General features: G+C 72.3%; 8 protein-coding genes and 4 pseudogenes. 5 read left to right on the forward strand and 7 right to left on the reverse strand.

The window, feature by feature from the left end; all coding sequences use genetic code 11:
* Nucleotides 1-30 precede the first annotated feature (30 nt).
* Nucleotides 31-564, forward strand: coding sequence for an O-acetyl-ADP-ribose deacetylase (locus ACLB9X_RS07995; RefSeq protein ID WP_410359537.1), 534 nt, complete (start codon nt 31-33; stop codon nt 562-564).
* A 97-nt stretch (nt 565-661) separates the two neighbouring features.
* Here ACLB9X_RS07995 and ACLB9X_RS08000 read toward each other — a convergent pair whose 3' ends face one another.
* Together ACLB9X_RS08000 and ACLB9X_RS08005 are read right to left on the reverse strand one after the other, a co-directional pair.
* Nucleotides 662-1,669: a zinc-dependent alcohol dehydrogenase family protein gene (locus tag ACLB9X_RS08000; RefSeq protein WP_410359538.1), complete on the reverse strand. Its 1,008-nt coding sequence runs from the start codon at nt 1,667-1,669 to the stop codon at nt 662-664.
* A gap of 127 nt (nt 1,670-1,796) precedes the next feature.
* Complete coding sequence (locus ACLB9X_RS08005) at nt 1,797-2,948, reverse strand: hypothetical protein (RefSeq protein ID WP_410359539.1); 1,152 nt, start codon at nt 2,946-2,948, stop codon at nt 1,797-1,799.
* A 362-nt stretch (nt 2,949-3,310) separates the two neighbouring features.
* Between ACLB9X_RS08005 and ACLB9X_RS08010 the strand changes: the two are divergent.
* From ACLB9X_RS08010 to ACLB9X_RS08020, 3 pseudogenes are all read left to right on the forward strand, one after another.
* Nucleotides 3,311-4,788, forward strand: a pseudogene (locus ACLB9X_RS08010) (AlkA N-terminal domain-containing protein).
* Between the two features lie 40 nt (nt 4,789-4,828).
* Nucleotides 4,829-5,296 (forward strand): annotated as a pseudogene (locus ACLB9X_RS08015) (methylated-DNA--[protein]-cysteine S-methyltransferase); the annotation flags it as partial.
* 126 nt (nt 5,297-5,422) lie between these two features.
* Nucleotides 5,423-6,217 (forward strand): annotated as a pseudogene (locus tag ACLB9X_RS08020) (DUF4158 domain-containing protein); the annotation flags it as partial.
* Nucleotides 6,218-6,304: 87 nt separating this feature from the next.
* Here the strand turns inward: ACLB9X_RS08020 and ACLB9X_RS08025 are convergent.
* On the reverse strand, nt 6,305-7,270 hold the full coding sequence (locus ACLB9X_RS08025) for an alpha/beta hydrolase (RefSeq protein ID WP_410359540.1): 966 nt from the start codon (nt 7,268-7,270) through the stop codon (nt 6,305-6,307).
* Nucleotides 7,271-7,429: 159 nt separating this feature from the next.
* On the opposite strand from ACLB9X_RS08025, the gene ACLB9X_RS08030 reads away from it, so the two are divergent.
* A complete protein-coding gene (locus ACLB9X_RS08030) occupies nt 7,430-7,888 on the forward strand; it encodes a MarR family winged helix-turn-helix transcriptional regulator (protein ID WP_410359541.1) in 459 nt (152 codons plus the stop codon).
* A gap of 42 nt (nt 7,889-7,930) precedes the next feature.
* Here the strand turns inward: ACLB9X_RS08030 and ACLB9X_RS08035 are convergent.
* The 4 genes and pseudogenes from ACLB9X_RS08035 to ACLB9X_RS08050 all read right to left on the reverse strand — a co-directional run bounded on the left by ACLB9X_RS08035 (nt 7,931) and on the right by ACLB9X_RS08050 (nt 11,812).
* Nucleotides 7,931-8,905: pseudogene (locus ACLB9X_RS08035) on the reverse strand (tyrosine-type recombinase/integrase).
* Nucleotides 8,906-9,138: 233 nt separating this feature from the next.
* A complete protein-coding gene (locus ACLB9X_RS08040) occupies nt 9,139-9,885 on the reverse strand; it encodes an SIR2 family NAD-dependent protein deacylase (RefSeq protein ID WP_410359542.1) in 747 nt (248 codons plus the stop codon).
* Between the two features lie 73 nt (nt 9,886-9,958).
* Nucleotides 9,959-11,116, reverse strand: coding sequence for a hypothetical protein (locus ACLB9X_RS08045; RefSeq protein ID WP_410359543.1), 1,158 nt, complete (start codon nt 11,114-11,116; stop codon nt 9,959-9,961).
* Between the two features lie 201 nt (nt 11,117-11,317).
* Nucleotides 11,318-11,812, reverse strand: coding sequence for an NUDIX domain-containing protein (locus ACLB9X_RS08050; protein WP_410359544.1), 495 nt, complete (start codon nt 11,810-11,812; stop codon nt 11,318-11,320).
* Nucleotides 11,813-11,864 lie beyond the last annotated feature (52 nt).

An 11,864-nucleotide genomic window follows, 5' to 3' on the forward strand; every position in this document is an offset into this window, starting at 1 on the left:
GTGCCGGGCCCCGGTGGGCATCATGAGCGCATGACACAGCACGCCCCGGAGATCACCCTCGTACGCGGTGACATCACCGAGCAGCACGCCGACGCCATCGTCAACGCCGCCAACTCCTCGCTGCTCGGCGGAGGCGGCGTCGACGGCGCCATCCACCGCAAGGGCGGCCCCGACATCCTCGCCGAGTGCCGCGCCCTGCGCGCCTCCCCCTACGGCAAGGGCCTGCCCACCGGCGCCGCCGTCGCGACCACGGCCGGCCGGCTGCACGCGGACCACGTCATCCACACGGTCGGGCCGGTCTGGTCCCGTGGGGAGGACCGGTCGGCGCTGCTCGCCTCCTGCTACCGCGAATCACTGCGCGTGGCAGCCGAGTTGGGGGCACGGACCGTAGCCTTCCCGGCCATCTCCACCGGCGTCTACGGCTGGCCCATGGACGACGGCGCCCGTGTCGCGGTCCGCACGGTCCGCGAGGCCACCACGCCGCCGGTCGTCGAAGTGCGCTTCGTGCTCTTCGACGAGGACGCGTACGCCTGCTTCCAGGCGGCTCTCGACGCTGAGCGCTGACGCCGGACGGCCCGGTCCCCACCGGCGCGGAGCGCTGACGTCGCGCGGCCCGGACCGCATCGGCGCGGCGAACCACGGCGGGGCCCGGCGTCCGGGGTCATGGCGCCATGAGCACGGCCACCCCGGTGATCCGTCCCGCCGCCAGGTCCGACAGGGCACGGTCGGCCTGCCGCAGTGCGTAGCGCGTGACCCGTACCGTGGGCCGCAGCCGCGCCGCTTCGGCGAGGAACGCGCGGCCGTCCTCCCGCGTGTTGGCCGTGACGCTGCGCACCGTGCGCTCCTGGAACAGGTGGGCGTCGTAGTCCAGCGGGGGGACCGCGCTGAGGTGGATCCCGGCGATCGCCAGCGTGCCGCCGCGGTCCAGCGCCGCCAGCGCCACCGGCACCAGGCCCCCGGCCGGGGCGAACAGGATGGCGGAGTCCAGCGGCTCCGGCGGTTCGCCGGCGCCCGCCGAGGCCGCGCCCAGCTCCCGCGCCAGACGCTGCGCCCGCGGCGACCGGGTGACCACGTGGACGGCGGCGCCCTGGGCCACGGCGAGCTGGGCGGTCAGGTGCGCGGACGCGCCGAAACCGTAGATCCCGAGCCGGCCGCCGGGCGGCAGCTCCGCGAGGCGCAGGGCGCGGTAGCCGATGATGCCCGCGCACAGCAGCGGTGCGGCCTCCTCGTCGTCCCACCCTTCCGGCAGGCGATAGGTGAACGGGGCGTCCACGAGGACGTGGCCGGCGAAACCGCCGTCGATGTCCCAGCCGGTGTAGCGCGACCCGGGGCACAGGTTCTCCCGCCCGGCGCGGCAGTGCCGGCACCGTCCGCAGGTCCCCGCGAGCCAGGCCGCCCCCAGCCGGTCGCCCGAGCGCAGGCCGGTGACATCGGGCCCGGCCGCGACGACCTCGCCGACGACCTCGTGGCCCGGTGTGCAACGCGGCCTGCGCGGCGGCAGGTCGCCCTCGGTCAGGTGCAGGTCGGTCCGGCACACCCCGCAGGCCCGTACGCGGAGCAGGAGTTGGCCCGGTCCGGGCTCCGGTACCGGGCGCTCCAGCCACCGCAGCGGGGTGGACGCGATCGGGCCCGGCGACTCGACCACCCAGGCCGACGTCGCTCTTGGCACAGGGGGCGCCATCGTCGTCCTGTCGCTTCCGTCACATGACCCGGGCCGGTCGGTGCGAGGCCGGCCCGGTGGTTCGTCGGGACGGGGCAGGGCCCGACCGTGCGGCGCCTGCCACGCCCCCCTTCGCTCACATGCTCCAGCGCAGCACCGCACCGAGTCCGCCCGCAGGACCGCGCATGCCCGGGGGAACCATCAGGACCTCGCCGCCCGCCGCCGCGGCGGAGCGCAGCAGCGCGTCGTCCGCGCGCGCCCGTTCGGGCTTGGCGACACCCATCGCCTGCGCCTGGCCGCGCTGCACGGCGACCTGGTCCACACCGGGGCCGATCCACACCTCGCGGCCCGCGTCGGACGCGTCCGGTGTGAACAGCAGGGTCTCCACCTGGTGCTTGCGCACCGCGTCCACGACGGCGGGCATGCCCTCGGCGGCCTCTCCGGGCCCCGTGTCGACGGCGGAGCTCTCGCGGTGCTCGCCGGGCCTGCCCCGACCGACACGGAAGCGGTCGAGCGCGTTCTCGAGCCGGTCGCGCGCGAACTTCTCGCACGCGTCGGCGATCTGCCGGTCCAGCAGGCTCGTGGACGCGCCCGGCGACCTGCTGCCGTTCCCGGCCTCCACGGTGACGGCCTGGACACGCTCGGGAAGCCGGTTGAAGACGGCCCGGCGCTCGCGGGGATCGCCGGTCAGCACGATGAGTTCGGCCTCGCTCTCGGGAAGCCGGCGGGCGAGCTCGCGGGCGATGATGTCGGCGGTCTCGTTCCAGCTGTTCTCGACCTTGTTCCGGTAGTGCCACTCGTAACGGTCCGCGGGAATGCTGCGGTGCCCGCGGCCCTGCCACTCCTTGCCGTTCGCCTGGCCCAGGGACTCGCGGTGGTGGGCGTCGCGCAGCTCCAGATCGGCGCCCGTGCGGTCGATGTACGCGACCAGGCACGCCGGCCGGTCGCCCCGCAGGTCCGCGAGCGGCGCGACGTGCGGCAGCACCGACCACGTCGCCGGGATACCGGCCGGGGCCACCGAGAGCGGGATGTCGAGCACGACCTCCGCGCCCGCGGCGAACAGGGCGCGTCCGGGCGGTGCGCCGGACACGGGCTCGTGGGCGAGCCGGTCCATGACGGCCCTGACGGTGTACGCGTCGGTGCCCGCCTCGATGAGCTGGGAGGCGACGGCGCGCTCGCGCAGCTGCTGCACCTTCTGTGCGTCCTCGGTCGCACGCGTGGTCTCGATGTAGACGGAAGCCCATGGGCCTGGCCGGGCGAAGAGCGGTTTGAGGAAGCCGAGTTCCATGATTACCCCCAGGCAATCGTGGATGGTGAATACCACCAGATTATGCCGGTATGCTCCTGTGGAGCGCGTGGCGACCAATGACGTGACGACGCCGTGAGTGCCCCCGTTTCGCCAACTGAAACGGGACGCGGGGCTCCGGTGACCGCCCGCGTCCGTACGGATCCGGCTCGTGGCCGGCCACGTCCCGGGCCGTTGGCGGGCTGCCGTGCCCGCCGGGCACCGTGCCGCGGGCGGCTGTCGTGACTGCCGGGCACCGTGCCGTTGGCGGGCTGTCGTGGCTCACCGGGCCGGTGCCGGTCAGTGCCGTGTTGATGTCGGATTTCCGCCAGCCACCCGCTGATCGCGTGCCCGATGCTTGACCCATGCACACCGACACCGAGCGCTGCGTACGCGCCGTCCAGTCCAAGGACGGACGGTTCGACGGATGGTTCTTCACCGCCGTCCTGACCACACGGATCTACTGCCGTCCCAGCTGCCCGGCCGTGCCGCCGAAGGCCGAGAACATGACCTTCTACCCGAGTGCCGCCGCCTGCCAGCAGGCCGGGTTCCGCGCCTGCAAGCGCTGCCGGCCCGACACCAGCCCCGGCTCGCCCGCCTGGAACGCCCGTGCCGACCTCGTGGCCAGGGCCATGCGACTCATCGGCGACGGGGTCGTCGACCGCGAGGGCGTGCCCGGACTCGCCGCCCGGCTCGGCTACTCCACGCGCCAGATCGAGCGCCAGCTCCTCTCCGAGCTGGGCGCCGGACCCCTCGCCCTCGTCCGCGCCCAGCGCGCCCAGACCGCCCGGCTGCTCGTCGAGACGACGTCCCTGCCCATGGCCGAGGTCGCCTTCGCCGCCGGGTTCTCCTCGATCCGCACGTTCAACGACACCGTCCGCGAGGTCTTCGCGCTCTCCCCGAGCGACCTGCGCACCCGTGCGTCGCACCGCCGCTCCACGCCGCCCGGCACGCCCGGGGTGATCGCCCTCAGGTTGCCGTACCGCGCGCCGCTCCATCCCGACAACCTGTTCGGGCACCTCGTCGCCACCGGCGTCCCCGGCGTCGAGGAGTGGCGCGACGGCGCCTACCGGCGCACCCTGTCCCTCCCGTACGGGCACGGCATCGCGGCGCTCACGCCGCGGCCCGACCACATCGCGTGCCGGCTCTCCCTCACCGACCTGCGCGATCTCACCATCGCCATCAGCCGCTGCCGGTGGATGCTCGACCTCGACGCCGACCCCGTCGCCGTGGACGACCGGCTGCGCGCCGACCCCGAGCTCGCCCCGCTGGTCGACAAGGCGCCCGGCAGGCGTGTGCCGCGCACCGTCGACGCGGCGGAGTTCGCCGTGCGCGCGGTGCTGGGCCAGCAGGTCTCCACCGCCGCCGCCCGCACCCACGCGGGCCGGCTGGTCACGGCGCACGGTGTGCCGGTCGAGGACCCGGAGGGCGGGCTCACCCACCTCTTCCCGGCCCCTGACGCCCTCGCGGCGCTCGACCCGGAAGCCCTCGCCCTGCCGCGCAGCCGCCGCACCACCCTGACCACGCTCGTCGCCGCGCTCGCCGACGGCTCGCTGCGGCTCGACCCGGGCAGCGACTGGGACCGGGCCCGCGCGCAGCTCGCCGAGCTGCCCGGCTTCGGCCCCTGGACCGTCGAGGTGATCGCCATGCGCGCGCTCGGCGACCCCGACGCCTTCCTCCCCACCGACCTCGGGATGCGCCGCGCCGCCGCCGAACTCGGCCTGCCCGCCACCCCGGCGGCCCTCACGGCGCGCGCCGCGGCCTGGCGGCCCTGGCGGGCGTACGCGGTCCAGTACCTCTACGGGCCCTGGGCGACCACCCGATCAATTACCTCCCCGCGTAAGGAAGTCCGGAGCATGACCAGGCAGCACACCGTCGTCGACAGCCCCTACGGTCCGCTCACGCTCGTCGCCACCGACGGCGTGCTCAGCGGGCTGTACATGACCGGGCAGCGGCACCGCCCCGGGGAGGAGACCTTCGGCACACCCGACGAGACGCCGTTCGGCGCGGCCGTCGAGCAGCTGGCCGCGTACTTCGCCCGCGAACTCACCGTCTTCGACCTGCCGATGCACTTCGACGGCACACCGTTCCAGCGCAGCGTCTGGGACCAGCTGCGGCGCATCCCCTACGGCGAGACCCGCACCTACGGCGAACTCGCCGGGATCCTCGGCAACAGGGCCGCCTCTCGCGCGGTCGGCCTCGCCAACGGCAAGAACCCCATCGGGATCATCGTCCCGTGCCACCGGGTGATCGGCTCGTCCGGCAGCCTGGTCGGCTACGGCGGCGGGCTGGACCGCAAGAAGCGCCTGCTCGCCTTCGAACGGGGCACGCCGGACGACGCGTTGTTCTAGGGGGCTGAGGAACATCTGTGTCAGATCGTGCGTTAAGCGTTCGCCGGGCCGGTTGGTGCTTTGACCTGGGGTGATTGACCGTCGGAGCCTTCGTGGGTCGTTGTTGCCGATCTTCGGAGAACTGTTGTGGCGGTCGAGTTCCTGACGGATGAGCAGGCGGCCCGGTACGGGAGGTTCCACGAGGTGCCTTCGCGGGCGGAGCTGGAGCGGTACTTCTTCCTGGACGACGCGGACCGGGAAGCGGTGCAGGCCAAGCGCCGTTCGCACAACCGGCTCGGGTTCGCGGTCCAGCTGACGAGCGTGCGGTTCCTGGGCCGGTTCATGCCAGACCCGCGGCAGGTGCCGGCGGAGGTGGCCGAGTACCTGGCCGGGCAGTTGGAGATCGCGGACGCCTCGTGCCTGAAGCTGTACGGCGAGCGGGACGGCACCGCGCGTACGCACGCCGGGGAGATCCAGGAGGCCGGGGGCTGGCGGGACTTCGCCGAGGTCCGCGAGGAACTGGCGGGCTGGTTGGACGCGCGGGCGTGGACGACGGGGGACGGGCCGACGGCGTTGTTCGACGCGGCGGCGGGGTGGCTGCGCGAGGGCCGGGTGCTGTTGCCGGGGGCGAGCCGCCTGGCCCGGCTGGTGGGGACGGTGCGGGAGGCGGCGAACCAGCGGTTGTGGAACACCCTCTACGGGATGCTGAGCGTCGGGCAGCAGGCGGTGCTGGACTCCCTGCTGACTGTGCCGCCCGGTGAGCGGGTCTCGGAGCTGGACCGGCTGCGCCGCGGGCCGGTGCGGGTCTCGGGCCCGCAGATGAAGCGGGCGCTGGAGCGGGCGGAGGAGATCGCCGCGCTCGTGATGGGCGCCCTGGACGTGTCGGGGATACCGCCGCGGCGCCTTGCGGAGCTGTCGCGGTACGGGGTGGATGGCAAGGCGTTGTGAAGCGGGCCTTGCTTCGGCGGCAGGAAATTCTGCGGCCCGGGCGGCTGTATTGCCCGGGCCGCAGACTGGGGGATGGCTGGGTTACACGGTGCCGAGGGCCGTGCGCAGGGTGGCGACGGCCTGGTTGATGGCGGCTTCGGCGGCATGGGTCTCGCGCAGGGCGTTGAGCATGACGAAGTCGTGGATGATGCCCTGGTAGCGCACGGCGGTGACCGGGACGCCGGCCTGGCGGAGCTTGTTGGCGTAGGCCTCGCCCTCGTCGCGCAGCACGTCGGCCTCGGCGGTGATGACCAGGGCCGGGGGCAGGTCGGTAAGTTGCTCGGTGGTGGCGCGCAGCGGGGAGGCGGTGATCTCGGCTCGCTGGTTCTCGTCGGTGGTGTACTGGTCCCAGAACCACTGCATGGCGTCGCGGCGCAGGAAGTAGCCTTCTGCGAACTGGTGGTAGGAGCCGGTGTCGAAGGCCGCGTCGGTGACCGGGTAGAAGAGCACCTGCTGTACGAGCGGTACGTCGCCGCGCTCCTTGGCCATCAGTGTCAGTGCGGCTGACATGTTGCCGCCGACGGAGTCGCCGGCCACCGCGATCCGCGTGGCGTCCAGGCCCTTGGCCGCGCCCTCGCGGACGATCCACTGGGCGACGGCGTAGTTCTGCTCGATGGCCACCGGGTAGCGGGCCTCGGGAGACAGATCGTATTCGGGGAAGACGACGGCTGCCCGGGCGCCGACGGCCAGTTCGCGCACCAGTCGGTCGTGGGTGTGGGCGTTGCCGAAGACCCAGCCGGCGCCGTGGATGTAGACGATCACCGGCAGCGTCCCCTCGGCGTCGGCCGGCCGGACGATGCGGGCCCGGACCGATCCGGTGGGGCCGCCCTGGACGGTCACCCACTCCTCGGCGATCTCCGGCTTGCCGATCTCACCGGACTGCACCTCGTCGACGGTCTTGCGGCCCTCGGCCGGACCGAGGTCGAAGAGGTACGGCGGGTTCGCGGTGGCCTCGGTGAAGGCGGCGGCGGCCGGTTCCAGTACCGGGCGGGTGGTGGTCTCGGACATGGGGTGCTCCTCGTGGGTCGTGTCAGTCAGTCGTTCGGCGGGTACGACAGGAACAGTACTGCTCGATTAAATCGCGCGCAACTTAATCGAGCTATATATAGTCGTGCACGCCTGGAATGGTAGGGTGGAGTTCCGATCATTCGACGTTAGGACCCGGTCATGGCCCAGGCCGCGCACCACGCCGCAGAACAGGGCTCGCTCCTGCTCCAGGACCAGCTGTGCTTCGCCCTGTACGCTGCTTCGCGGTCGGTCACCACGCGCTACCGGCCGCTGCTGGAAGAGTTGGGGCTGACCTACCCGCAGTACCTGGTCATGCTGGTGCTGTGGGACCAGGACTCGGTCTCCGTCCGCGAGCTGGGCACCACGCTCCAGTTGGAGTCCAGCACCCTCTCCCCTCTGCTCAAGCGTCTGGAAGCCGGCGGCCTAATCCACCGTGAGCGGCGCTCCGACGACGAGCGCTCCGTCGCCATACGCCTCACCCAGGCCGGTACGGATCTCCGCGAGAAGGCCCGCACCGTCCCCCTGGCCATCGGTGAGGCCATGGGCCTGACCCCCGAGCAGGACACCACCGCCAAACACCTGCTCCGCCTGCTCACCGCGAACGTCACCCGCAACTGACCCCACCGGGCGAGCCGACCAGCACACAGGCGGTCAGCACTGTCAGCGCCTGCTGTTGCCGGGCGCGAGCAGGCTGGTGACCTCGGCGATTGCCTCCGGGGAGGGTTTGAAGTAACGGCGGACGTTCTCCGTCTTCTTGTGCCGGGACTTGGCCATCAGCATCAGCAGGCTTGCTCCTGCCTCGCCGAGGTGGGTCAGGGAGGAATGCCGCCACTCATGGAGGTCCCAGCCGGCGCCGGGCCCGGCGATGGCGGTGTGCTCGTCCAGCAGCGCGCGGGCCTGCCCGTACGACAGGCGGGCCAGCCCGGTGTCCGGGCAGACGTCGCGCGGGCCAACGACCTTGCCCGGGCCGGGACGGCGATGGATGACGAACACCGGATCGCGGGTGCGGCCCTTGAGCAGGCGAGGCAGCAGACGGGCGGTGCCAGCGTCCCAGTACACCGTCTCCAGCACGAAGTCCTCGCGCGCCTGACCCCGGCGGCGGGCCTTGGGCTGAGCACCTTCGCCTTCACTGGGCAACGGCGGCTGGCCAGGTCCAGGTCCTCGATGTTGGCGCCCAGGATTTCCTCCACCCGGGCGCACGTCTCGTAGAGCATCCGCCACAGCGTCTTCCCCGCAGGTGGACGTCGCGGCGCGCGATCAGCCGGTCGATCGCCATCTTCGAGCGTGCAGGGGTGTCGGAGTCCGGGACGGTCAGCCGCTTCGTCCACGCGGGCACTGTGGGCCCGTCGTAGCCGCGCTCGGTGCACCAACTTGTCCACGACAGCACCGCCGCCCGCCGGGCGTTCCACGTGTTCACCGCGGCGGCGCCCCACAGCAGTTCCAGGGGTATCGCCGATCTCGTCGTCCTCGACCCCGGCCAGCGGCCGAGCGCCGCTGAGCCGCTCGACGGTCTTGCCGACCGCGATGCCGTAGTTCCGCACGGTGTTCGGATTGCCGAAGCAAGTCCAGGAAGATGTCGGCCGCCGCCTGGACGGTCAGCACCTTCCCGGTCGGGAGCCCGATGACGGTGGTCACAGCTTCTCCCTTGCCGCAGATAACAGGGCCGCTTTGCGCATCGGCCCGAAGACGTCGCCGCAGGTCGCGCTCGGCGATGCCGCAGATAATAGGGCGTTATCTATGGAAGGACTTCAGACGTGGCGGGGAGCCGACACCCCGTCAGCCGCCCACCAGGGCCGACGGAGGCTTAGCGCACGATCTGACACGGATGTTCCTCAACCCCCTTCTAGGCCGGGTCCGGCGGACAGGCCCTAGGAGGCCAAGTCCTCCGGCGACCCGGACGCCAGACGGTCGAGCAGCGCGGGAAGCGCCGTGCCGATCGGTTCGCGCACGATCTCGTCGGCCAGTTCGTCGTACGGCGTCGGCTCCGCGTTCACCACGATCAGCCGTGCCCCGTGCTCGACCGCGATCCCCGCCAGGGACGCGGCGGGCTGCACCTTCAGCGTGGTGCCGACGGCGACGAACACCTCGCACGCCTTCACGATCGCCATGGCCTGGCCCAGCACGTCCGGGTCGAGCCGCTGGCCGAACATCACCGTCGCCGACTTGAGGATCCCGCCGCACGTGAGGCACGCCGGGTCCGCCTCGCCCGCCTCCACGCGGGCCAGCGCCTCGGCCATCGGCGAGCGCACATGGCAGCGTGTGCACGTCACCGTGCGTGCGGTGCCGTGCAGTTCGAGCACCTTGCGGTCGGGCATGCCGCCGAGCTGGTGCAGTCCGTCGACGTTCTGCGTGATCACCCGGACGGCGACCCCGGGCCGGCGGTCGAGCTCGGCGACCGCGCGATGCGCCGCGTTCGGCTCGGCGCGCCAGGTCGCGCTCTCGCGGCGCATGATCCAGGAGCGGCGCCGGATGTCGGGGTCGGACATGTAGTAGTCGTAGGTGACGAGCTTCTCGGCCTCCGGATCCCGCCGCCACAGACCCTGGGGGCCGCGGTAGTCGGGGATGCCGGAATCGGTGGAGATGCCTGCCTCGCTGAGGATCGCGACGAGCGTCATAGGAACGAGCGTACGCAGCCCGGCGGGCCGGGGGCGACCGGTTTCGGCCGCCGCCGGCCCGTGGACGAGCCTCCTAGGGAGTGACCTTGGAGAACGGCGTCGGCGTCAGACCCGTCCAGCGCTGCTGGACCGCCTTGCCCGACTCCTTGATCACATCGCCGTCCTGCACCCTCGCCGCCTCGGCCAGGTAGAAGCGCCCGTCGTCGAGCGAGACCAGACCGTACTGCCCCGTCGACTGCCAGCCGTACGTGCCCGAGGGCTCGTGGTGCAGGCCCTGACGCAGCAGCGGCAGCATCCGCCCGGTCTCGGGCTCCTGCTGGCCGCGGACCTCGCCCCACCGGGGGCGGCCCTCGCCGTCGACGACGAACAGGGAGTAGTTGGGGAAGCCCGGCTTGGAGCCCTTGTACGCGGCCAGCAGCCAGTTGCCGCTGTGCCCGTCGTACTCCAGGTTCTGCACCCCGTATCTCGTGTTGCCGGTGTACAGGAAGAACTTGCCGCCGGGGCGGGCCGGTCCGCTGCGGTGCGGCGCCGACTCGGTCAGCGGCCGTTCGTACCTGCGCCACAGGCGTACGTCGTACTGGAGCAGGACCTGGTGGTCGTTGTCCGGGCGCGTCGTGTTGGCGTACACGCCGTAGGCGACGGTCAGCCGCTGCGGCCCGTTCTTCCTGCCGAACGCCGGGCCGAACGCGATCCCGTCGATGCCGCTGCACCCGTAGCGGTGGTCGGCCGTCGCGCCCGTGTTGCCGTCGAAGACGCCGTCGCCGTTCATGTCGGCGGTGTAGTCCTCCACCACCTCCCGCAGGTGGACCGTCGTGACGACCCCGCTCTTCTCCGCGTCCATGTTCATTCGGTCGATCCGGTCGCCGTCCACGATCGCGATGTAGAACGCCTCGGCCGCCTTGTACTCCAGCGAGCCGTAGACGCGTCCGTCCGCCGTGTTGAGGTCCAGGTCGCCCAGGTGGCCGGTGAAGCCGGTCACGGATCCGACCGGCCTGCCCCGTAGGTCCGTCTTGACCAGCAGGTTCGTGAACGAGAAGTACATGAACCCCTTGTGCCGGTCCAGTGCCATGCCCTGCAGGTGCCCCGACTGCCAGGCGCCGCCGTCCACCGCGAGGGGTGGCTCGACCGCCTTGGGGGGCGGGCCGGCCGCGGACGCGGGGCTGGTGAGGCCGATCGTCGTGGCGGCCACGAGGGCGGCGGCCGTCAGCAGGCCGTACGCGTGTCTGTGCATGATCCCTCCGGTGTCCTCGAAGTCCGGATGGTGCCCAGCAGGGGCGTGCGCGCCGTACCGGACGGCGCGCACACCCGTAAGCGGCATACCCAGATGTACTGATGCTCTGCCAACAGAGCACAGCGAAGACGCCCTTGGGGATCCGGCACGCGGCGGCCGTCAGCCGGTTGCCGCACCCGAGCCGGTGAGCGGGCCCGGCGGTCAGGGCTTCGGCGGCAGACCGTTCTCCAGCTCGACCGCGCCCGTGCCGGCCGCCAGCGCGTCGAGCGATGCCTCGACCCGCAGGGCCATCGAGCCGAGCAGGTAGTGGGACAGGTCCTCGCGTGTCACGAGGCGCCACGACAGCAGCTCGTCCTCCTGGAGCCTGATCGCCCCGAACTGGGCCTCGCTCAGCACCCCGCCGTCGTACACGTACGCGGCGATCGGCGGCCGCCCCTCGCCCGGCACCCAATCCACCGAGAGCAACCGGCCCGGCTCCAGATCGAGACCGATCTCCTCCAGCGTCTCCCGCCGCGCGGCCTGCCGGGGCGTCTCGCCGACATCCGACTCCACGGTCCCGCCGGGCAGTACCCAGCCCTTGCGGTAGTTGGGCTCGACGAGCAGCACCCGCCCCGCGGCGTCCCGGAACAACGCGGCGGCTCCGGCCAGGATGCGGGGGAGGGACGCGATGTAGGCGGCGTAATCGGAGGTCGTCACGGCACGCAGCGTAGGTCATCCGCCGTCCGCCACGGCGTGTGCGCCATGCCCC

The sequence above is a fragment of the Streptomyces sp. 5K101 genome (genome assembly GCF_046506645.1).
Lineage (GTDB): Bacteria > Actinomycetota > Actinomycetes > Streptomycetales > Streptomycetaceae > Streptomyces.